A 22,523-nucleotide genomic window follows, 5' to 3' on the forward strand; every position below is an offset into this window, starting at 1 on the left:
GGCGGCTTGAGCCGGCGGAGACTATGACCGAGCTCACATTGAGTTTCGGTTTAGACAATTCTTAAACAATTTCTTGCTTTTCGGTACCTATAAAATCGGCCGACCCTCTTTCATGAAGCCAGCAATCTCCATGCGCCACAAAACGGCGGCAACGGCCGCAACGCTGCTTCTGCTCACTGGCTGCGGCGGTGGCGGCAGCGCTGGCAGTGGCGATGATGGCGGTGGTCTCGGCCCGGACGCCTCGCTGTGGCAGCAGCGCACCGCCGCCTCCGACCGCTACACGGGCTTCTGCGCCGCGCCGCGGAGCGGCAACGATCCCTACAACGACAACCTGCCGTATCCCGATCGCCAGGGCTCGATCGAAGACGAGAAGCTCTGGCTCAAGACCTACATGCACGAGGTCTACCTGTGGAACGACGAGATCCCGGACGCCAAAGCCTCGCGTTACACGGCCGCCGCCTACGGCAGCGTGCCAGCCGCGCTCGATGCCTACCTGTATGCCCTGACGACTCCCAAAGTCACGGCCTCCGGCAAGCTCAAGGACGCCTACAGCTTCACCTATCCCACCGATCAGTGGAACGCGTTGTCGACGATGGCCGTGGGAATCGGTTACGGCATGCAAGTGACCTTGCTGGCGAACACCCCGCCGCGCAGCGCCATCGTGGTCTACACCGATGCCGACACGCCGGCCTTCTACCAAAGCATCCGCCGCGGCGCCGAAGTGCTGACGGTCGACGGCGTCGACCTGATCAACGACAACACCCGGGCCGGCGTCGACACCATCTATGCCGGCCTGTATCCAGCCACGGCGGGCGAGAGCCACACCTTTACCTTGCGCGACCGCGACGGCGTGATCCGCAATGTCACCCTGGTGTCCGCATCGCTGACCAGTGTGCCGGTGGAGCGCGTGCAGATCTTGGACACATCGGCAGGACGTGTCGGCTACCTGGTCTTCAAGGAGCACTTCGCCACCGCCGAAGGCCAGTTGGCGGCTGCGCTCGAGCGGCTGCGCGACGCCGGCATCACCGATCTGGTGCTGGACATGCGCTACAACGGCGGCGGCTACCTCGACATCGCCAGCGAACTCGCCTTCATGATTGCCGGCCAGGCGCGCAGCAATGGCCGCGTCTTCGAGCAGCTGCGGTACAACGCCACCAACCCGCTGGCGCGATCACCCGATTCCAGCGTCCCCTTCCACGCCACCTCGCAGGGCTTCGACCCGAGCCTGGCTTCGGGCGCGACTCTGCCGGAACTGGGCCTGTCACGTGTGTTCGTGCTTGCCGGGCCCGGCACCTGCTCGGCCAGCGAATCGCTGATCAATGGCCTGCGCGGCATCGGCGTGCAGGCGGTGCTGATCGGCGGCACCACCTGCGGCAAACCCTATGGCTTCTACGCCCAGGACAATTGTGGACTGTCGTACTTCGCCATTGAACTCTCCGGCGTCAACGACCAGGGCTTCGGCGACTACGCCGATGGTTTCGCGCCGGACTGCAGGGTGAACGACGACTACGCGCACGAACTCGGCGATCCCAACGAGGCCCTGCTTGCCACCGCCCTGAACTGGCAACAGACCGGCACCTGCGGAACGAGCAGCGCGACGAGGGCTGCGGCGGCACAGCGCCCGGCCTCCGAAACACCGCAGCTGCTCCGCAGTCCGTTGCACGAGAACGCCTGGAGACGCTCGCCGCGTTGAGGCCGGCGCGCCTGGAGCCCGAAGTTCTCCGGGGTCTCAAAGGGATCAGATTGTTTTCAAGCCCCGGCCCGGCTATCCATGGCTGGGCATGACGTCCAGCGCGCGATGCTCGCTGGACATCAATCCTGCCGCCACTTGAACAGCGCAGCGCCCAGGCCGAGAAACACCGCACTCATCAGCGCCATCATCCCGAGCGGATAGCCGAGCTGCGCCAGCCCGGTGCCGTCGAGCATGATCGACCGCGCGGCGTTGAGCAGATGGGTCAGCGGGAAGAAATCGGCGGCGATCTGCAGCGCGCGCGGAGCGCCGTCCATCGAGAAGAACACGCCGCAGACGACCATCATCGGCGTCGAGATCACGTTGAGGATGCCGCCGGCCAGTTCTTCGCTGGCCAGCCGTGCCGAGACCACCAGGCCCATCGCGATCATCGAGAAGGCGCCGAGGGTGACGACGATCAGCAGGTCCAGATAGGAGCCTTCCATGCGCAGGCCGAGCAGCAGTCGGCAGGCACCGAAGACCAGCACGTTGACGACCAGGATCAGCGCCAGACGCGAAAGCAGCTGCGCCAGCAGGAACTCGAAGGCGCGCAGCGGCGTGGCGTTGAGCCGCTTCAGGTAGCCGTTCTTGCGGTAGCGGACGATCACGTAGCCGATGCCGAACAGGCAGGCGAACATCATGTTCATGCCGAGCACGCCGGGCGCCACCCAGTCGACATAACGGATCGACTTGCCGGTGGTCACTTCGCGTTGCAGTGCTGCGCCGCCGCTGCCGGCGATCAGGCGTTCCAGCAGCGCGCCTTTCGGTGACTGTTCGTTGACCCAGTAGGCCGGTGGCGTGGCAGTGAAATCGATCAGCAGATCGATGCGATGACGCTGCACTTTCGGCAGCGCGGCATCACGGCTGTCCTCGCGATAGAACTGCACCTGCGGCGTGTCAAGGAAGGGATGCAGGCTGGCATCGAGCTTGGCTTCCGCAGGTGCGATCACCGCGACCTTGAACAGCGGCTGCCCGGGCCCGGAGAACACGAAGGCCAGGCCGATCACCATCAGGATCGGGAACACCAGGTTCCAGCCGAGCGAGGAGCGATCGCGAACGAATTCGAGGCTGCGCGCCCAGGCGGCGGCGGCGATACGGCGCAATGAAGCCTTCATTCCCGCAGCCCCCGGCCGGTGAGTTCGATGAACAGATCTTCCAGCGTTCGCGGCCGGATGCGCAGTTGCGCCAGCGATACGCCGGCGGCGAGCAGTGCGGCGACGGCGGCGTTGACGTCCGGCGTCTGGATTTCCAGGGTGTCGCCTTTCGGCGTGCCGGCCAACATGCTGCCGGCCAGTTTCGGTGCCTCGGCGGCCGGCACTTCGAGCACCGAATCGTTGAAGTGTTCGGCGAGCAACTGGCTCGGCACGCCGCGGGCGATGATCTGGCCGGCATCGACGATGACGATCTCGTCGCAGAGCAGATAGGCCTCTTCCATGTAGTGCGTGGTCAGCACGATGGTGCGGCCGGCGGCCTTGATATCGCGGACCAGATCCCAGAAATTGCGCCGCGCCTGCGGATCGAGTCCGGTGGTCGGTTCGTCGAGGAACAGCAGTTCCGGATCGTTGACCAGAGCGATCGCCAGCAGCAGGCGCTGGCGTTGGCCGCCGCTGAGCTTGCGGCTGTCGCGATCAAGAAAATCTTCAAGCCGGCACAGCGCGATCAGCTCATCGAGCGAGCGGCGCACCGGGTACAGCGCGCTGAAGAAGCGCAGGTTCTCGATCACCGTCAGATGATCCTGCAGCGCGGTCGACTGGAACTGGATGCCGACCCGCTCGCGATAACGCGGCCCGAGCGGCTCACCGCGATAGCGGATGCTGCCGGAAGTCGGCGTCAGCAGGCCTTCGCACATCTCGATGGTCGTGCTCTTGCCGGCCCCGTTAGGGCCGAGCAGGCCGAAGCAGGTACCGGTCTTGACGTCGAAGCTCAGGCCGTTGACGGCCTTCACCTGTTTGAAGTGCTTGACCAGTTCGCGCACTTCGAGCGCTGTTTCGGAGTTCATTGAGAAAGCAGTGACTAGTGATTAGTGGCTGGTGGTCAGTGTGCCGAAAACGGCAGACATCTGATCGGTGCCGGCGCAGCTACACCGGCAACTGACCACCAGCCACTAGCTACTGACCCCGGCGTTTCAAGGCTTGCTCGCCTTCAGCCGGATCAGATCGATCAGATCCTCGCGACGATAGATCGCCAGCTTCCGGTAGATGCGGGTCGTGTGATTGGCGACCGTCGACACCGCGATGCCGTACTGGCGGGCGATCGATTTCAAGGTTTTGCCGTTGCCGAGCGCGCGGGCGATTTCCTGCTCGCGCGGCGACAGCATGTCCAGCGGCAGCGGCTTGCGGGCATAGATCAGGTACAACTGGCCGGAGCGGCGCACGCGGATGTGCAGCGGCGCGTGGATGAAATCGCCGCCTTCGTCGCCGAGGGTCGATTCCGGCAGTTCGAACGGCAGCTTCAGGATCGGCGCGGCCTGGTCTTCGCCGAGCATTTCGCGGAAGCGTTCGCTGGCCGCGAAGACGCTGCCTTCGGCATCGACCATGGCCGCCGAACCACGATTGGCGCGGCCCATCGCCTGCAGCCAGTCATCCCGGCGGATGAACTGGCGCAGCGCCAGTGCACCGGCTTCGACCATGTGCGCGAGCACTCGACGGAAAGGCTCGGCCGCCGGCAGTTTGCGATCTGGCGGGAACTGCATCAGCACGGTGCTGATGACGCCGGAATCGCGGTGACGGTACTGCAACGCCAGACCGATCTGGCCGCGCATCGGTACTTCCAGCGAGGCCTCGGTCTGATCGCTGGTGAACGGCAGCGCCGCCATCAGCTGTGGCGTGAACTGCGTCTGGCTCTGGCCCGGCGGATGCTGGGTCAGCTCGCCGCCGCTGGTACCGACCCCGCGCGACCACCAGGCGGCGCGGCTGGCACCCAGGCGTTCGCAGAGCCTGGCCAGCGCCTTGGGGCGGTAGTCCTGACATTCCTCCTCGATGGCCGAGCGGTACAGCGCGTTGATCAGTTCGTCAGTCGGTTCCATCGCTGCAGTCATCTCCTGGTACGCAGTTGCTCTGCCGCATCAAGGCCGCAGCAATAGTTTGATTACACGTGATTCTTTCCTGAAGCATCGACGGTAACGGGGCCTTCTTGCAACTGTACGGTGGGACCCTCTAGTCAGCGAACGCTACCGGCCATCGGAATCGGCGCTGCGGCCCTACAATTCGCAGCCCTTCGGCTTCCCGATTCTGCGCTCCGGCCCGCCTGCTGGCCGTACTGCCCACCGGCTTCGATGACCCTGCTCTGTGACGCACTGCTCGCTGCACTCGACCAACTTCCGGCCATGGCGGGCACCCACCATCCCTGGGCGGCGGCCAACGCCGACGATTCCGCCGACAACGGCCCGGCGCGGCGCATCGCCCATCTGCGCGCCCATGCGGCCAGACCGGGCCTGCGGCTGGTGCTGATCGGCGAAGCGGCGGGCTATCAGGGCTGCCGGATCTCGGGCATTCCGTTCACCTCGGAAGCGCTGCTGATCGATGGCAGCATTCCCGGCATCGCGCCCTGCCCACGCCTGTCGACACGCGCCAAACCCTGGAGCGAGCCCTCGGCACGGGTGGTCTGGCGCATCTTGTACGAACAGCAACTGGCGGACAGCACCTTCCTGTGGAATGCCTTTCCGCTGCATCCGCATGCGGCGGGCGTTCCGCACTCGAACCGCACGCCGACGCGCGCCGAACTGAGTGCCGGTGAAGGCGTGCTGCGCGCACTGCGACAGGCGCTGCCGAATGCCGTGCTGGCGGCAGTCGGCAACAAGTCGTCGGAAGCGCTGACTCGCCTCGGCTATGCCCACGAGGCGTTGCGTCATCCGGCCTATGGCGGCGTGCCGGAGTTCGTGGCCGGTGTTGCGCAGCTGGCCAGGAAGCTCCGCTAGCTCAGACCTCAGGCGATCTTCTTCAACCCGCGCGAAATCGCCAGATTCAGGATCTGCTTGACCAGGAACGCCGAGCCCGGCAGCGCGCCGTTGAACTCGATATGCCACGTCAACTGCGAACGGCCACCGGTCAAGGGCTTGAACACCAGCCGGCCGTGATGGTTCTTCAGCGGCCAGCCGCCGCGGGTGATCTTGTAATCGATCGACTTGCCGGCCACGGCGCCGACCACGGTTTCCTCGATGGCCAGCGGCGCCACGCCGATTCGGCGCACCGAACCCACACCGTTGACCGAGCTGTTGCCATCGCGCACCCGCACCACCGGCACTCCCAACACCTTGCCGAGACGGTTGTGATCGGCCAGTTCCTCGTAAACCTCGGCGACGGGGCGGGAGAATTCCTGAACGATTTCGATGGTCTGCATGGCGGGTCTCGGGGTGGATAAGGCTTGCGAACGATAACTTGCGGCAGCGCAACAATGCCGATTTCCGGGATCGGCAGACGGTGAGCGTGGATCAAAAAGGTGGGAGGGGGTCCTATAGGCAGTCTTGACTGGAGGTTGGTGTACAAGCGTTCAGATAAGGTTTCGCCACCGTCAATAATTCTTCCGCCAGAAAAACGACATGCGCAAACTCTATTCAGGTTTCTCCACCCGCGATGCCAGCGTGCAGGTGCAGGTCTGGCTGGAACCGGAAGCGGAAGACCGGGGCAACGGCCGCGTGATCAGCCTGGCGGCGTTCCGCGCAGAAGCCGAGATCGCCAGCCAGCGCCACGTGCTGCCGCGCAGCGAAACTCGCGGTCTGTCGGAACTGGTGCCGTCGCTGCTCGCCCAGCTGGACAGCCATCTCGTCGAACGCCTCGGCATCGGTCAGCGCGTTCACTGATTTTCACCGCTGCAACGGGTCGGCTGGCGCAAGGCCGTCGATCCTGATCGCACGCCCGCTTCGCCTATCATCCGCGCGCCGCTAAAGGCCGCATCCCGGTTTTGTCCATGCAACTCGCACTCGCGCCGATGGAAGGGCTCGTCGACGACGGGCTGCGCGCGCTGCTGACCGGCATCGGCGGCATCGACTGGTGCGTGTCGGAATTCATCCGCATCAATGACAGCCTGCTGCCGGCATCGAGCTTCCTGCGGCTGGCACCGGAACTGGCAAAGGGTTCGGTGACGCCAAGCGGTACGCCGATGCGCGTGCAGCTGCTCGGTTCCGATCCGCATTGCGTGGCCGATAACGCCGCGTTCGCGGCAACGCTCGGTGCACCGGTGATCGATCTGAACTTCGGCTGCCCGGCGAAGACCGTCAACAAGTCGAAAGGCGGCGCGGTGCTGCTCAAGGAACCGGAGCTGCTGCACGCCATCGTCAGTGCCGTGCGGCGTGCGCTGCCGGCGCAGATCCCGGTCACCGCCAAGATGCGGTTGGGCTTCGATCACGCCGACGACGCCGAAACCTGCGCCCAGGCGCTCGCCGACGGCGGTGCGGCGTCGATCGTCGTCCACGCCCGCACCAAGGCCGATGGCTACAAGCCGCCGGCCTACTGGGAGCGGATCGGCAGCATTCGCGATGCGGTCAAGGTGCCGGTCTACGCCAACGGCGAAATCTGGACCGTCGACGACTGGCGCCGCTGTCGCTCATTGAGCGGCGTCGACGACGTGATGCTCGGCCGCGGCCTGATCGCCCGGCCCGATCTGGCCCGGCAGATCGCCGCCGTGCGCGATGGCCGCGTCATCGAGCCGATGCGCTGGCTCGAACTGCTGCCACTGGTCGAAGGCTACTGGCATCGCGTAAGGGCCAAGGTGTCGCATCCGAAGTACGCGCCGGGCGTGCTCAAGCAATGGCTGGTCTGGCTGGCCCGCAGCTATCCGGAAGCCGAGCGCCTGTTCCTCGACATCCGCAGCCTCAGCGATGCCGATGAGGTCGAGCGGCGGCTTGCCGCTTCGGCAAGCGTTCTGTGAAAAGCCCTTAAATCAGGGGCTTTCAGCGGCTCGGAAACTTCCAGGAACCGCCGCGTTGCAGCGATTCAACGAACTGCAACATTTCGTCAATATTCTGTCGCCCGGGCTGAACAAAACACCGGAACGAGAGCCTCGCAGCAGTTTGAGCGCCTTTCGCGTCAGATCAGTCAACAGGCTTCGTGGCACGCCTGCTGGCGCCGGGACACCAAACCCAAACAACGACATTCATCGGGCATTTTCGGGCGTTTTCAGGGGCGGGGTGCGCGGTGCCTGACGGGATGAGCCGTGCAGCGCCGGGTGCCGCTTCGCATCGCTGCAGTGCCGAAGCGGGAATCTATCAAGAGCGTTCAACATGCGAAGCGTCAGGTTTTCGGGGCTCATCTTCATCGTCGGCGGCAGCTTGCTCGGCGGCTGCACGCAACTGGTTCCAGGTTTGAACGTCCGCAAGGTCGAAGTCGGTGAGCACTCGCTGAGCGCTCCGGTCACGGTCAAGAGCGATCCGGAGCAGAAATCCGAATGGCCGCCGTACGGCCCGACCCGCGTTCCGCCGCTGCCCGGCGCGGTGGCTGCGAAACCGGACCCGAATGCGGGTGCCGATACCGAAGTGCTGCAGAAGTACCGCGTGGTCAAGGTCACGCCGGACGTGGTCTCGAAGCTGCTCGACGACAGCGGTGATGTCGACGCTGCCGAAACCGCGCAGCTGCCGACCGTAACGCCGTCCGACGTGCCGCCGGAATACATGATCGGCGCTGGCGACGTGCTGTTCATGACCATCTGGGAACATCGCGAGCTGACCGATTCGGTGGCCGGCGTCTCTCGTGATCCGACGGACGAAGGCCGCATCGTCGCTGCCGACGGCACCACCTATTTTCCGTACATCGGCAGCTTCAAGGTCGCCGGCATGACCGTCGCCGAAGTGCGCGCCTACATGGCCGGCAAGCTCGGCAGCCTGATCGTCAATCCGAAGATCGACGTTCGCGTCATCGGCTATCGCGCCCATCGCATCCAGGTGACCGGCGAGATCAAGAAGCCGGGCACCTTGACCCTCGATGACACGCCGAAGGGCGTGCTGCAGGCCCTCGATGCCAGCGGCGGTCTCACCGATCTGGCCAGCAGCCGCCGCGCCGTGCTGGTACGCAACGGCACGCCGTATCGCATCGACCTCGCAGCACTCTTGTCCGGCGAAGGGCCGGCGCGCAATCCGCGCCTGCAAGCCGGCGACGAACTGCATTTCCCGAATCGTGATGCCGACCGCGTCTACGTGCTCGGCGAAGTCGCCCGCCAGCGGCCGATCGAGATCAATCGCGATCGTCTGCCGCTGATCGCAGCCCTCACCGAAGCCGGCGGTCTCGACAAGCTCAGCGCCGACGATTCCGGCGTGCTGGTGTTCCGCCTCAACGAGCCGGGTGCGGCCATCGCGGCGTCGATCTACGTGCTCGACATGTCGTCGCCGGAAGGCCTGCTGATGGCCAGCCAGTTCCCGCTGCGCGTGCGTGACGTGGTCTATGTCCAGGCCACCGGCCTGTCGCAATACAACAACGTCGTGCAGCAGATCCTGCCGACCGTGCAGACGCTGTTCAACGCTGCGCGCGTGGGCGAAATCGCCTCCGGCCGCCGCGTCATCCGCGAACGCTGACCGGCACCGCATCCCGCTTCGAATCCCGTTCTTTTCGTGACGCCGCTTCCGGCGTGACGCACACCAGGCAGCTCCAGTGACCCACGATAACGCCAGCCCCCTCCATCAGCCGCGTCGACCGCTGCCGGGCGACGAAGACATCCGTCCCCGCGACATCTACGAACTGCTGATCGCCGGCCGCTGGACGCTGCTCGGCGTTACCGCCACGGTGTTCCTGCTGGCGCTCGCCTACTGCCTGCTGGTGCCGCCGACCTATCGGGCCAGCGCCCTGATCCAGGTCGTCGAGCCAACCAAGTCCGGTGGCCCGGTCGACAATCGCTTCGGCCGCCTCGGCGCGCTGCTCAGCGGCGCACCCTCGCAGGCCTCCGCTGAAATCAGCCTGATGCAGAGCCGCCGGGTGATCGATCCGGTGATCGCCCAGCTGCATCTGGACATCGCCACCGGCCCGCGTCATTTCCCGATCATCGGCAGCGGCATCGCCCGCAACATCAACGGCAACGGCGAAGCGGCCAAGCCGGTCGAAGCCTGGTTCGGTTTTCGCCGCTGGGCCTGGGGCGGCGATCGCATCAGCGTCGAAAAGCTCGAAGTGCCGGCGGAAGACAACGACAACACGCTGATCCTGGTCGCGCTCGAAGGCGGTGCCTATCGCCTGCAGAGCTTCTGGTTCGGCCGTGAACTGCTCACCGGCAAGGTCGGCAGCGAAGCCGCCAGCCGCGATGGCCGCTACAAGATGCTGGTCAAGTCGCTGCAGGCGCTGCCGGGCACCGAGTTTTCGGTGACCAGGCTGACGCCGGACGTCGCCGTCGCCAATCTGATCGAAGGCCTGACGGTGGAAGAGACCGCCGTGTCCTCCGGCGTCATCGAAGTGGCCTACAAGGGCAGTGGCCGGGCCATGGTCGCGCGCATCGTCGATGCGCTGGTCGAATCCCATCACGCCGAACACAGCGCCGCACTGCGCGAAGACAGCGAGCGTTCGCTTGCATTCCTCAACAAGCAGCTGCCGACCATTGCCGCACAGCTGCAGGAAGCGCAGGCGGCACTGTCCAAATACCAGCAGATCAACGGCGGCCTGTCGGTGGATTTCGACGGCCAGCTGCTGCTGCGCAATGGCGTCGATCTCGAATCGAAGCGGCTGGAACTGCTGACCCAGATCGACAAGGAAAAGACCCGTTACACCGCCGAGCATCCGGTGATTCAGGCGCTGGCTGCGCAGCTGGCGACCATCGAGCGCGAGCAGCGCAGCCTCAAGGGCAAGGTCGACCTGCTGCCGCAGACCAAGCAGGACGTGCTGACCCTGACCCGTGATGTCGAAGCGCGCGAGAACCTCTACAAGTCGATGGTCTCGTCGATCCAGAGCTATCAGCTGGCCATGGTCGGCTCGGTGGGCAATGTCCGCACCATCGATAGCGCCAGCCTGCCGTACGTGCCGGCAGCGCCGAAAACCCTGTTGATCCTGGTCATTTCGCTGGCGCTGGGCCTGCTGTTCGGCGTCGTCGCGGTGTTCCTGCGCCGCTCGCTGACTCGCGGCCTCGAAAGCCCGGCAGAACTGGCGACCGTCGGTCTGACGACCTTGGCGCTGGTGCCGCTGTCGAAAGCCCAGCGACGGCCGTCGACAGGTCTGCTGGCGCGGCTCAAGAAAGCCAAGCCTGCTTCGAAGCGCGCCGAGCCGGGCACCGGCCTGCTGGCCGATCGCCTGCCGGAAGATGCCGCCGTTGAAGCGCTGCGTGCGCTGCGCACCTCGCTGCTCAATCGCGCGGCCGGCAAGAGCGGCGTCGTGGTGCTGGTCAGCGGCCCGGTCGCCGGCAGCGGTGCCAGCTTCGTCGCCGCCAATCTGGCGCTGCTGCTGAGCCAGGCCGGACGCAAGGTGGTCGCGGTCGATGCCGATCTGCGCGGCCAGGCGCTAAGCCGCAGCTTCAGCGAGCAAGCAACCGGCAGCCTCGCCGGCGCCGGCATCGTCGAATACGTACAGAGCGCGATGGCGCCGGAAGCGCTGCTGCGCAGCCGTCCGGCCATGGCGGGCACCGTCGGCAGCCTCGACTGGATCTCCGGCGGCGGTCCGTCACGGGTGCCGGCGGACACGCTGCTGCAGCCGCGCTTCACCGATCTGATCCGCCTGCTCGCCGGCAACTACGACTTCGTCGTGCTCGATGCCGCGCCGGTGCTGACCGCGGCCGATGCCGCGATCCTCGGCCGCCTCGCGGCGATGACCCTGCTGGTTCTGAAGTCCGGCGAACACCGGGCCGATGAGCTGGAAGCCGCCCTCGCCCGTTTCGCCGATGCCGGCGTCACCGTGCAGGGTGCGGTGCTGAACCAGGTCGGCGTGCGCGCCGGCGCCTACGGCCAGGCCCTGAAAGCTGCTTACGCCTGAACTGCGTAGATCGGCTCAGCTCCCATGCGCACGCTGCCCAATTTTCTCTACATCGGCACCGGCCGGGCCGGCTCGACCTGGCTGTTCGAAGCGCTGCGCCAGCATCCGGAGGTGTTCGTCACCCCGGTCAAGGAAACCAGTTACTTCGATCTCAATCAGGCACGCGGGCTCGGCTGGTACGGCGATTTCTTCGCCGATGCCGATGGCCATCGCGCGATCGGCGAGATCGCTCACCGCTACTGGCGTCGGCCGGAACTGGCGGCGCAGATCCGCGCCGCACTCGGGCCGGTGAAGCTGCTGGTCTGCTTTCGCCGGCCGGAAGACTTCGTGCTCTCGGCCTATCTGTTCGCACGGCGCAATGGTCGCTTCGAAGGCTCACCGGCGGACTGGATGCGCAGCCGCTTCGAACCGCAGTCGCTGGCTTATCACTCGCTGCTCAAGCCCTGGACAGATGCCTTCGGCCGCGAGGCGATCTTCATCGGCTGCTTCGACGATCTGAAGGCCGATCCTGCAGCCTTCTTCGCCAGCGTCTGCCGTTTTCTCGGCGTCAGCGAACAGGCGCTGCCGGCCTTGATGCAGGACAAGGTCAATGCCGCCGCGCGGCCGCGCTCGGCCGGTCTGGCCTTGACCGTCAACAAGCTCTCCAAGCGGTTCAAGCGCCATGGCGGCCAACGGCTAATCGCCTGGGTCAAGCGTCAATCGCTGGTGCAGCGCCTGCTGTACAGCCCGCTCGATGCCGGCGCGCGGCCGGTGCTGCCGATTGATGCGCGCAACACCATTCGCGCGATTGCCGAAACCGAACTGCAGCGCCTCGATGCCGAGTTCGGCACCCGCTTCGGGCAGCGCTGGTACGGCGCCGCCAACCATCATCCAACGGCAGTCGCTGCATGAGCCAGCTGCCAAACACGTTCCTGATCGGCGCGCCGAAAAGCGGCACCACGGCGTTGGCCAGCTGGCTGGCGGCGCATCCGCAGGTCTGCTTCAGCAGCCGCAAGGAACCTGGCTACTTCGCGCGGGATTTTCCGCCGCATGCCGACATCCAGGCGCATTTCGATCCCGATCGCTATCAGGCCTTGTTCGCGCCCGAGCCACAGCATCGGGTGATCGCCGAAGGCTCGACCAACTACCTGCTGTCCGCTGACGCAGTGCCGGCGATTCTCGCCTCCAACCCGAACGCGCGCTTCATCGTCAGCCTGCGCAATCCGCTGGAACTGGCGCCGGCGCTGCACATGCAGCAGCGCTACATGCTCAACGAGGATCAGGCCGATTTCGCCGATGCCTGGCAGCTGCAGGCACAGCGCGCGCGCGGCGAGCGGATACCGGCCGGCTGCCGGCAGCCACGCTTCCTGCAGTACGCGGCATTCGCGCGCACCGGCGAGCAGATCGAACGGCTGCTGAGCTTGGTGCCGCGCAGCTCAGTGCACATCATTCGCTTCGATGCGCTGCGGGCCGATCCTGGTGCGGTGTATCGGCAGACCCTGGCCTTCCTCGGTCTGGACGACGATGGCCGCCAGGATTTCCCGGTAGTCAACGGCGCCCATCGTCGTCGCTATCCGGCGCTCGCGCGGCTGCTGCTGAATCCACCGGCGCCACTGCGCGCGCCACTGTGGCGGCTGCGCAAGACCTTGCGCAGTGCGCGCCTGCCGCTGGTGGAAGCGCTGCGCGAACGGCAGCGTCAGGACATGGTGCGCGCACCGCTGTCACCAGCGCTGCGCGCCGAACTGGCCAGTCATTTCGCTGACGACATCCACCTGCTGGAACGCCTGCTCGGCTGGGATCTGAGCGACTGGCTGAAGTCCGAAACCTCCATCACCGCAGCCGCCCCGCGCATCACTGAACAGAGACTGGGCGCATGAACCGGCATCCCAATACCTTCATCCTCGGCGCGCCGAAAAGCGGCACCACGGCGATGGCGCAGTACCTGCGCGATCGTGCTGATGTGTTCTTCAGCGATCCGAAAGAGCCGGCCTATTTCGCCAGCGATTACCCGGTGCTGGCACGCCACCATTCGCTGAACACACTGGACGATTATCTGGCGCTGTTTGCCGGCGCCGACGAGCGTCACCTGATCATTGCCGAAGGCTCGACCACCTACCTGCACTCGCAGCGCGCGGTCGCCAACATTCTCGCCTTCAATCCCCAGGCGCGCTTCATCGTGATGCTGCGCAACCCGGTGGAGTTCGCGCAGGCGTATCACATGGAACAGTCCTACGTGATGAACGAGGACGAGCCGGACTTCGCAACCGCCTGGCGTGCGCAGGCCGCGCGAGCCCGCGGCGAACAGCTGCCGCGCCGCTGCCGCGATCCCAACAAGCTGCAGTACGGAATGATCGGCCGTTACGGCGAGCAGGTGCGCAGGCTGCTGGCGACGGTGCCGCGCGAGTCCGTGCTGTTCATCCGCTACGAAGACTTCCGCGCCGACGCTGGTGCCTGCTATCGCCGGCTGCTCGCCTTCCTCGATCTGCCGGATGATGGCCGCAGCGAATTCCCGGTAGTCAACAGCTCGCATCGCCAGCGTTCGCGGACGGTCGCCAAGCTGGTGCTGACGCCGCCGAAAGCGATCGAGCCAATCGTGCTCAAGCTGCGTGCCTTCCTGCGCCGCAACCGCTTTCCAATGATCGAAGCGCTGAAGGCGCAGTTCCGCACTGGGCATCGCCGCCAGCCGCTGGCGCCCGCGCTGCGTCGGGAAATGGTTGCCTACTTCGCAGACGACATCCGGCTGCTGGAATCGCTGCTCGGCTGGGACTTGAGCGACTGGCGCGATGAGGCTCGGACCGACCACAAGCAGGCAGTCGCGGCATGAGCGCTACCGGCTTGGAAATCGCCCTGCCCCGCCACGCGCGCAGCCTGCCGCGCTTCGACAACTGGTCGGCCACCAGCATCGTCTGCTTTTGCCTGGCGCTGATTCCGGTCATCGCCATTCCGGTGCCCGGCACTTCCTCGGCGTTCGCGGCCGGTGCCGATCACATCAGCTTCGTCGATCTGTTCGGCCTGCCGCTGCTGTTGCTGCTGCTCTATCGCGCGCGGTTGCCGGACTCGATGACCCTGCTGTTCGCGGCCAGCTTTCTGGGTTGCGCATGGATCTCGATGGTCAATGTCGGCGACCTCGGCCGCGAAACCTTGCGCGTGCTACGCCTGTGCTTCATCTACGCGCCGTTCCTGCTGGCGCTGAGCCTGCACTGGACGATCGAGAGCGCCGAGCGGGCACTGCGGGTGTTTTGGTGGGGCGGCCTGTTCGGCATCGTCCTCGGCTTCTTCATCTACTGGTTCGTCGGTGCCGTGCGCGAGCAGCAGCAGGCGCTCTTTCTGAAGAACGGCCTCGGCTACGTGTTCCGCGCCGGTGGCCAGCTCGGCAACTCCGGCGGCTTTTCGCACCTGATCACCTCCTGGGCGATGACCGCGCTGGCGCTGTACTGGATCGCGCTGCGCCGCCTGAACGCCGTGCAGATCGCCGTGACCTTGGCGGTGCTGGTCTACGGCATCGTCATCACCGCTTCGCGCAACTCGCTGCTGCAGGTCGGCCTGGTGCTGATGTTCACCACCTTGTTCGTTGCCCGCAGCCATCAGCGCAGCGCCGGCCGGGTGATGGTGACGCTCGGTCTGGTCGTCGCGGTGGTGGTGGCGCTGCTGCCACTGATTGCATTGATCACCGATTCCGCCGTGCTCAGTGCGACGATGTCGCGCTTCGGCCTCGGCGAAGACGATCGCTCGATCGCCCATTCGGTCCGCTACCAGAACTGGGCCGGGCTGATCGATCAGCTGGGCTGGAACGTGCTGGGCATCGGCTACAAGCAGACCATGGAGCTCACCGGTCTGCCGGTCGACAACTCCTATCTGCGCATCTTCCTGGAGCTGGGCGTTGCCGGCATCGCCTTCTTCCTGCTGTTCTGGGCCTCGATCCAGCTGCGCCTGCTCGGCAGCCGTTCGCCGGACGTCATGGTTCGCCGCTACAAGGCGGCGGCCGCCGGCCTGGTGATGGGCGAGCTGGGCCGCATGTGTTTCTCCGACACCTTCACGATGTACCTGAGCACGCCGAGCGTGATGGTGATCCTGGCGATCGCGCTGCGCCTGCGCTCCAGCGACGCCAGCGCATGAGTGCCGCCGAAGCCCTGCCGCGCGTGCTGCTGATCACCGGCCGCGCCGACATCGGTGGTGGCCCCGAGCATGTGCTGCAGCTGGTCGATGGCCTGGCCGGGCGTTGCCAGATATTCGTCGCCTGTCCACAGGAAGCGCCGTACTGGGATCGCTACATGAACCGTGTCGGCAGCGAACGAATGCTGGCGATTCCGCGGCGACGCCTGAGCCTGAGCGCGCTGTGGGCGCTGCGGCGCTTCGTTGCCAGACAGCGCATCGAGCTGATCCATTCGCACGGCAGCGCTGCCAGCGCCTACTCGCGGCCAGTCGGCACGCTGAGCGCTGTGCCGGTCGTCCATACCCATCACGGCCTGTTCTTCGTGTCCCGGCCCGGCGGTCTGAAGCGACGCCTGCGGCTGCTGGTCGAACGGCTGCTGGAGCGTTTTACAAGCTTGAGCATCTTCGTTTCCGACGGCGATCAGGCTCTGGCCCGCAGCGCCGGTTTCGGTTTCGGGGCCAGCCGGATGATTCGCAACGGTGTCGCCGTGCCCGCCGAAATCGCTACGGCGAATCGTGCCGATGCACCGCTCAAGATCATCACCGTCAACAACTACAGCGAAGCCAAGAACCCGGATCTTCTGTTCGAGATCATCGCCAAGCTGGCGGCGCGTCCTGAAGCGGCCGTCGAGGTTCACGTCTACGGCGATGGCGATGGCCGTGCAGCCTTCGCAAGCGCGCTGCGAGCTGCCGGCCACGATCGTTTCGTCCGTGTCCATGGCGCCGTGCCAGGCCTGCGCGAACAGCTGCCGACGCACGACATCTTCCTGTCCTGCTCGCGCTGGGAAGGGCTGCCGTACGCGGTGCTCGAAGCGATGGCCGCCGGCCTGCCGACGGTGTTGAGCCGGGTGCCTGGCCACGACGAAATCCTGGCTCATGGTCTGGACGACTGTGGCTATGCACTCGGCGATCCGGCTGAGGCTGTCGATCGGCTGCTGTCGTTCCAGACGCAGGACTCACGGCAGTTTGCCGGTGCGCGTGCGCAGGCCGTGGTGCGTCAGCACTTCGGCGCAGGCGAGATGCTCGATCGCACCTGGGCGGCCTATTGCGACGTGCTCGAACATCCAATCGCCGAGTGGCAGCCCAATGTCTAAGTCCCCAATCTGGGATCGCCGCCAGTTCCTGTTCGCCGCCGGCATGGCCGCGCCGGCACTGGCACGCGCGGCCGGCAAGCGCGACCGCGCCGAGGCCGAGGAGCCGATCGACGACGGCGATCTCGATACCAGCGACGACGCCGAAACCAGCAGCGCGCTGCCGCAGAAGTCGGTGCGCGGCTATGGCTTGTCGCTCGACGATTTCGGTGCCGACCCAACCGGCGTCAAGGATTCCACCAGCGCGCTGCAGACCGCCGTCGATCGCGCGGCCGGTGGCTGCCTGCTGATTCCGCGCGGCCGCTACCGGATCAGCCGGCCGATCGCGATCGAGAAATCCGGCCTGGCGATCGTCGGCGAAAGCCTGCGCAGCGAATCGCTGCTCGGCAGCGTGCTGTTCAAGAGCGATGACTTCAAGGGCGACGCGCTGCTGCACGCGATTCGCGACGACAAGGTTCGCGTTCACGGCCTGTCGATTTCCGGCATCACGGTCGATGGCCGCCGCCAGCCCGGCTCCGGTCTGCTGTTCGCCAACGTCGGCAATGTCACGCTCGACAGCGTCGTGGTCAGCGGCTGCAGTGACTGGGGCGTGCTGATCGACGGCGGCTTCCTGTGCTCGCTGCGCGGCGTCATCGCGATCGGCAACGGCAGCTTCGACAAGGGCAAGGCCAGTGGTGGCGGCGTGCTGCTGGCCGCCAATAGTCGCGCCTGCGCCGATGCCCGGATCATCGACAGCTGCTTCAACAAGAACCTCGGTGCCCAGCTGCGGCTGGCTGGCCGGGTCGATGGCACGTCGACCGGCCCGCGCGACCGCCACCGGGTCGCCGGGCTGACCGTGCTTGGCTGCCAGTTCGAGCGGCCGGCGCATGACGATCTGCGCGTGCCGGTGGTCGCAGTCGATGCTGCCGAGCGCTGCAGCTTCATCAGCTGCAATTTCGTCCAGCCACGCGGCATGAACCCGCCCTGCCTCGGCCTCGGCGGCGCCGGCGGTTGGCTCGGCGATGTCTCGTTCATCGCTTGCTACTTCCAGTACAACGGCAAGCAGGGCGCAGCGATTCGCGGCGAGACCGGCACCCGCAACATCTCGTTCATCGACGCCCGCTTTGGCGGCCGTGGCCGGCTGTTCGATATGGCGGCGACGCTCGATTCCGGCAGCATCTTCTTCAATCGCCCGCCGGATCTCGCCCGCGGCAGCGGCCGTGCGGCGCTGAGCTTTCCGTTGATGGCGCCTGCCGTCACCACCGGTGGCTGAAGCAGCCAGCAAGGCCCAGCGACAACTCGACCGCGCACTCGGCCACGCCGGCCTGGCCCGGGTCGGCAGCGTCATCGCGGTGGCCGGCGCCCATGTGCTCGCAGTGCGGGCGCTCGGGCCAGCGGTCTACGGCGATTTCGTGTTCGCCGAATCGCTGGTCTTCGCGCTGAATCTGCTGGCGATCTTCGGCAGCCATATCTCGGTGTTCGCGATCGGCAGCCGCGAACGGCCGGTCGTCGTCGCCACCCTTTTGAGCGCTGCCACCAGCTTGATCGCCGGCTGGTTGCTGCTCGAACTGCTGGTGCTCGCGCTGGCCCAGCAGCTGTTTCCGCACAGCCGCTACGCCGATCCGGCCTGGCTGTGGCGGATCACGGCGGCGGTGGCCGGCATGAGTTTGTATCGGGTGATCGCCGAGCTGATCCGCATCGAGATCGGCGTGGCGCTGGCCAATTACTTCAGCGGCCGCGGCAATGGCTTCGTCGCCAGTCTGTGGCTGCTGCCGCTGCTGGCGTTGGCCCTGGCGACGGGGATGAAGCTCGATGCGCTTGATCTGCTCGCCGGCTTCGCGATCGCGCAATGGCTGGGCGTGCTCATCGGCCTCGCTTTCCTGCTGCCGGCCTTGCGCCAGGCACCACCGGCGACCTCGCTGCGTCACAAGGATGTGATCGCCGAGATGCTGCGTCGTGGCCGCAGCATCACCGTCACCCAGATCGCCCAGCTGACCGTGGTCAGCCTCGATATCTGGCTGCTGGCGATGCTCGCACCGGCTTACGCGCTCGGTGTCTACGGCCTGGCCAAGCGCTTTGCGACCTGGCTGATCGTGCCGGTCGGGCTGGTCGGCCAGTCGGCGCTGAAACATGCAGTGGCCGAGTTCCGCGAGGCTGGCCAGATCAGTACCGAACTGGAGACTGCGTTCCAGCGCGCGGTGCTGCGCGCCTGGTGGCTGGTGGCCTTGCTGGTGGTGATTGCGGCGGTGCTGCCGGCGTCATGGCTGCAGGCGATTGCCGGTCCGACCGCGGTGTTGGCGCGGCCCTTCTTCGTCGCGCTGGGCCTGGGCCAGTTAGTGCGGCTGGCATTCGGCAACGGCGGCATGATCCTCAGCGCCGCAGGCCTTGAAGCCGAGAATCTGCGGGCTTATCTCGTCGGCAATGGCGCGGCGCTGGTGGCGGCCTTGGCGATCATTCCGATCGCTGGGCCTTGGGGTGCGGTAGCGGCTTACTCCAGCGGCACTGTGATTGCCGCCGTACTGGTATCGCGGGCTTGCCAGCGGCGAATGGATTTTCGCTGCGATCTGCTCGGCAGACGTTAAAGAAAATCCGTCATGCCCGCGCAGGCGGACATCCAGTTTGGACCGTGGCGCACCGCATCAGAACTGAATTCCCGCCTTCGCGCGAATGACAGTTGATTTTGGGGATTCGACGGGAAATGAACTTGTGCTCAGCCCTGCCGCTCCCAACGCAACACCCGGCTGGCCACCCGCTCGGCAGGCTTTGCATGAGGCTGATCAAGCAGTTTCACGACCGCCGCATAAACCCGGCCGACGCCGATGCGGTGCATGCAATCCGGTGGCTGTGCGGGATGCTCGAAGCCGAGATTGAGGTAGCCGCAGTCGGTGCCGATCGCATCGATGCTCAGCACCTGCGGGCCGACGCCGCCCCAGCGCAGCGACGAGCTGGGGCCGTGCAGGCCGATCACCGGCACGCCGACCGCAGCGGCCAAATGCAGCACCGCGGTATCGACACTGACGACGATGGCGGCGCGCTTCAGCAGCGATACCGTCTGCGGCAGCGCGCAGACGCCGGCGCGATTGTCGACCGGTACACCGGCAGTGCGAATCGCGGTGGCCAGTTCGGCGGTGTCCTCGACATCGGCATCGCCACCGGTCAGCACGATGCTCAGGCCCAGCGCGTGGACCCGGCGCGCCAGTTCCACCCAACGCACGGCCGGCCACTGCTTCAGCTCGGCCTTGTAGCCGCCCGGCCAGGCGTGGAACACCGCATAAGGCTGCGGTGCGACCAGCGCCGAAACGACCTCATCGAACACCACCGCCGGGGCATGGCCGGAGGGCACTGCGAGCGGCTTCAGCAACGCGCCGTAGTTGGCCAGCTGATGGCGGTCATAGCGCAGCGGCACGACGTGATCGTAGACGTAGTGGCGATGCTGGCCCGGCGTCTTGAAGCCGACCGTCGCCGCGCTGCGCGACAGGCCGGCGAGCAGGGCGTTGATGCGCGGCCAGGGGCCGATGTCGATCAACCAGTCGAGCGGCTGGCTGCGCAGCGTCGCCACCGCGTTCCAGGGCCGCAGGATGCGCAGCGGCACGTGCTCGTCGATCGCCGGAATCATGTCGGCGACCGAGGCGTTCGACGCTGTCGTGAAGATCAGGATGCGGGCTTCGGGATGTGCCGCGCGCAGGTCGCGGATCATGCCGCTGGCGATCACCGTGTCACCGATCGCACCGGTTGCGAGGATGCCGATCAAGGGCCGGTGCGGATCGCCGATCACGGCACGCTTCAGCCCGAAGCGCCGACCGAAATGCCGATGCAGCGCCAGCAGCACGCCGAGCAGCACGACCACGGGAATGCCGATGTAACGGTCAAGCAGTTTCAGCCGCCGTCTGCCGCGCTGTTGTTTCATGTCCGCCCGAAGTTCCCGCCCGCGTTCCCTTGACTGCGGCCGAAATGGCCGCGGCACCGCGCCGGCACCGTGTCGGTGTCTCGAGCGCGTCATCCCCGTGTCGCAAGCTTTGTCAGCCGCGGAAGCCCGGCATCGACGCCGGCTACCGTGCTGGCTGCAGGCCGGCATCCATCAGTAATTCGTGAAAATTACCGAGCCGATGTGACGCGGCTATTGCGAATAGAAGACTGTCCGGCCACGGCGACGCTGGACTCTCATGGACGTGCCGTGCACGCCGACTTCACGAATCTGCAACGTTGGTCGTTGACACTTGCCGCTCGGAAACCGTGGCCGTTCCCGAGTGCCGGATGAGCGCTGAAAAGCGCTCGGATCACGTCGAGACGGCTGGGGGAAGCAATCGCCTCGGTGATTGCGGATGCGGAAGTCACGACAGCCATCGGCTTCCCATCCAGGTTTCCCGTTGCCCATTCCGTTATTGCGCGCTGGCACTTTCGTTGCCGGCTTTCGTTGGTCAGGGGATTTCGTTCGTTGAACCTGAGGCTCGTCAGATTGCTGGGTTCAGCGACGCTGAGCGCGTGGGCGCTGCTGCCATCGGCGGCCGGTGCGCAGAGCGCTGCTGCGGCTGCGCCCGCACCACCGGTCACCGCACCTCCTGCGCTGGATATCTGGGAGTTCGCGGTCGACGGCAACAGCGTGTTGAGCGATGTCGAGATCATCAAGACCTTGGAGCCCTTCCTCGGTCTTGATCGCACGCCGGACGATGTCGACCGCGCCCGCGCCGCGCTCGAACGCTATTACCGCGATCGCGGCTACAAGACGGTGTCGGTGGCGATTCCGAAGCAGACCGTGCGCGATGGCGTGATCGTGCTGGAAGTCAGCGAAAGCCGGGTTGGCCGGCTCAATGTGGTCGGCTCCGAATACCACTCGCTGGATCAGATCAAGGCCGAAGCGCCAGCGCTGGCCGAAGGCACGGTGCCGGATTTCAACAAGGTCAGCAGCGATATCGCGGCGCTCAATCAGCAGGCTGATCGCCGGGTCACGCCATCGCTGAAGGCTGGTGCTACGCCGAACACCGTCGATGTCGATCTGGTCGTCGATGACGATCTGCCGCTGCACGGCTCGCTGGAACTGAACAACCGTCGCAGCCAGGACACCAGCAATCTGCGCGCGGTCGCCAGCCTGTCCTACGACAACCTGTTCCAGCGTGGCCATTCGCTCAGTGCGTCGGTACAGACGGCACCGGAAAACACCGATGACGCCAAGGTCTTCTTCGGCTCGTATCTGGCGCGCTTCGGCGCCAGCCCGTTCAACCTGCTGGTCAACGGCCTGATCTCGGATTCCAACATCGCCACCGTTGGCGGCATCAACGTGCTCGGCCGTGGCCAGACGCTCGGCGTGCGCGGCATCTGGACCTTGCCGGGTACCGAGGAGCTGTATCAGTCGCTATCGGTCGGCCTCGACTACAAGCATTTCAAGAACACCACGGTGCTCGGCGGCAGCGAGATTCCGACGCCGATCACCTATTACCCGCTGAGCGCGGCGTACAGCTCGATCCTGCGTCAGAACGAATACATCGCCCAGCTCGATCTGAGCTTGAGCTTCAACTCCGGCCGGTTCGGCAGCCGCAGCGACGAGTTCGATCTCAATCGCTTCGGCGCCCGCGGCCAGCAGTTCTGGTTGCGCGGCGGCTTCACTCAGACTTTCGGGCTGCCGCTGGCAATGCAGGGCTATATCAAGCTCAACGGCCAGCTCACCGATCAGCCGCTGATCTCCAACGAGCAGTTCTCCGCCGGCGGCGCCGACACCGTGCGCGGCTA

General features: G+C 65.9%; 19 protein-coding genes. 14 read left to right on the forward strand and 5 right to left on the reverse strand.

The genetic code is table 11. From position 1 onward, the window contains the following. The first annotated feature begins 130 nt into the window (after positions 1-130). Positions 131-1,693 (forward strand): S41 family peptidase, encoded by a 1,563-nt coding sequence (locus QZY06_RS00175; protein ID WP_295678638.1) that lies wholly within the window; start codon positions 131-133, stop codon positions 1,691-1,693. 119 nt (positions 1,694-1,812) lie between these two features. Here the strand turns inward: QZY06_RS00175 and QZY06_RS00180 are convergent, their stop codons facing one another. The 3 genes from QZY06_RS00180 to QZY06_RS00190 form a co-directional block, all read right to left on the reverse strand. Further along, positions 1,813-2,844, reverse strand: a complete 1,032-nt coding sequence (locus QZY06_RS00180; RefSeq protein ID WP_295678639.1) for an ABC transporter permease — start codon at positions 2,842-2,844, stop codon at positions 1,813-1,815. After that, positions 2,841-3,728, reverse strand: a complete 888-nt coding sequence (locus tag QZY06_RS00185) for an ABC transporter ATP-binding protein (protein ID WP_295678641.1) — start codon at positions 3,726-3,728, stop codon at positions 2,841-2,843. The genes QZY06_RS00180 and QZY06_RS00185 overlap by 4 nt, the downstream gene beginning before the upstream one ends. Before the next feature lie 126 nt (positions 3,729-3,854). Continuing rightward, entirely contained in the window at positions 3,855-4,754 is a 900-nt protein-coding gene (locus QZY06_RS00190; protein WP_295678644.1) for a helix-turn-helix transcriptional regulator, read from the reverse strand. Between the two features lie 300 nt (positions 4,755-5,054). Here QZY06_RS00190 and QZY06_RS00195 point away from each other — a divergent pair, with 300 nt between their 5' ends. Continuing rightward, positions 5,055-5,645 (forward strand): uracil-DNA glycosylase, encoded by a 591-nt coding sequence (locus QZY06_RS00195; protein ID WP_295678646.1) that lies wholly within the window; start codon positions 5,055-5,057, stop codon positions 5,643-5,645. 8 nt (positions 5,646-5,653) lie between these two features. On the opposite strand, the gene QZY06_RS00200 is transcribed toward QZY06_RS00195, so the two are convergent. After that, complete coding sequence (locus QZY06_RS00200; RefSeq protein WP_295678648.1) at positions 5,654-6,067, reverse strand: SRPBCC family protein; 414 nt, start codon at positions 6,065-6,067, stop codon at positions 5,654-5,656. A 199-nt stretch (positions 6,068-6,266) separates the two neighbouring features. Between QZY06_RS00200 and QZY06_RS00205 the strand changes: the two genes are divergently transcribed. The 11 genes from QZY06_RS00205 to QZY06_RS00255 all read left to right on the forward strand — a co-directional run bounded on the left by QZY06_RS00205 (position 6,267) and on the right by QZY06_RS00255 (position 19,381). Beyond that, a complete protein-coding gene (locus QZY06_RS00205) occupies positions 6,267-6,527 on the forward strand; it encodes a hypothetical protein (protein WP_293389934.1) in 261 nt (86 codons plus the stop codon). 107 nt (positions 6,528-6,634) lie between these two features. Beyond that, entirely contained in the window at positions 6,635-7,594 is a 960-nt protein-coding gene (locus QZY06_RS00210; protein ID WP_295678650.1) for a tRNA-dihydrouridine synthase, read from the forward strand. A 352-nt stretch (positions 7,595-7,946) separates the two neighbouring features. Beyond that, on the forward strand, positions 7,947-9,230 hold the full coding sequence (locus QZY06_RS00215) for a polysaccharide biosynthesis/export family protein (RefSeq protein ID WP_295678651.1): 1,284 nt from the start codon (positions 7,947-7,949) through the stop codon (positions 9,228-9,230). A 76-nt stretch (positions 9,231-9,306) separates the two neighbouring features. Continuing rightward, a complete protein-coding gene (locus QZY06_RS00220; RefSeq protein ID WP_295678652.1) occupies positions 9,307-11,598 on the forward strand; it encodes a GNVR domain-containing protein in 2,292 nt (763 codons plus the stop codon). Positions 11,599-11,622: 24 nt separating this feature from the next. Then, positions 11,623-12,489, forward strand: a complete 867-nt coding sequence (locus tag QZY06_RS00225; RefSeq protein WP_295678653.1) for a sulfotransferase domain-containing protein — start codon at positions 11,623-11,625, stop codon at positions 12,487-12,489. Beyond that, the gene (locus tag QZY06_RS00230; RefSeq protein WP_295678654.1) at positions 12,486-13,454 is read left to right on the forward strand and encodes a sulfotransferase; all 969 of its coding nucleotides are present in this window, start codon (positions 12,486-12,488) and stop codon (positions 13,452-13,454) included. The genes QZY06_RS00225 and QZY06_RS00230 overlap by 4 nt, the downstream gene beginning before the upstream one ends. Next, complete coding sequence (locus QZY06_RS00235; protein WP_295678656.1) at positions 13,451-14,401, forward strand: sulfotransferase; 951 nt, start codon at positions 13,451-13,453, stop codon at positions 14,399-14,401. Before QZY06_RS00230 ends, QZY06_RS00235 begins: the two co-directional genes overlap by 4 nt. After that, on the forward strand, positions 14,398-15,693 hold the full coding sequence (locus QZY06_RS00240; protein ID WP_295678657.1) for a hypothetical protein: 1,296 nt from the start codon (positions 14,398-14,400) through the stop codon (positions 15,691-15,693). The genes QZY06_RS00235 and QZY06_RS00240 overlap by 4 nt, the downstream gene beginning before the upstream one ends. Beyond that, on the forward strand, positions 15,690-16,823 hold the full coding sequence (locus QZY06_RS00245) for a glycosyltransferase family 4 protein (RefSeq protein WP_295678658.1): 1,134 nt from the start codon (positions 15,690-15,692) through the stop codon (positions 16,821-16,823). The genes QZY06_RS00240 and QZY06_RS00245 overlap by 4 nt, the downstream gene beginning before the upstream one ends. Beyond that, positions 16,816-18,072 (forward strand): glycosyl hydrolase family 28-related protein, encoded by a 1,257-nt coding sequence (locus QZY06_RS00250; RefSeq protein WP_295678661.1) that lies wholly within the window; start codon positions 16,816-16,818, stop codon positions 18,070-18,072. Before QZY06_RS00245 ends, QZY06_RS00250 begins: the two co-directional genes overlap by 8 nt. After that, a complete protein-coding gene (locus QZY06_RS00255) occupies positions 18,065-19,381 on the forward strand; it encodes a hypothetical protein (RefSeq protein WP_295678662.1) in 1,317 nt (438 codons plus the stop codon). The genes QZY06_RS00250 and QZY06_RS00255 overlap by 8 nt, the downstream gene beginning before the upstream one ends. A gap of 128 nt (positions 19,382-19,509) precedes the next feature. On the opposite strand, the gene QZY06_RS00260 is transcribed toward QZY06_RS00255, so the two are convergent. Next, positions 19,510-20,706: a glycosyltransferase family 9 protein gene (locus QZY06_RS00260; protein ID WP_295678665.1), complete on the reverse strand. Its 1,197-nt coding sequence runs from the start codon at positions 20,704-20,706 to the stop codon at positions 19,510-19,512. Between the two features lie 549 nt (positions 20,707-21,255). Here QZY06_RS00260 and QZY06_RS00265 point away from each other — a divergent pair. Next, positions 21,256-22,523 (forward strand): ShlB/FhaC/HecB family hemolysin secretion/activation protein (locus QZY06_RS00265; protein WP_295678668.1); only part of this gene is annotated, 1,268 nt, incomplete at its 3' end.

The organism is uncultured Nevskia sp. (genome assembly GCF_903885465.1).
In the GTDB taxonomy this organism is placed as follows: domain Bacteria; phylum Pseudomonadota; class Gammaproteobacteria; order Nevskiales; family Nevskiaceae; genus Nevskia.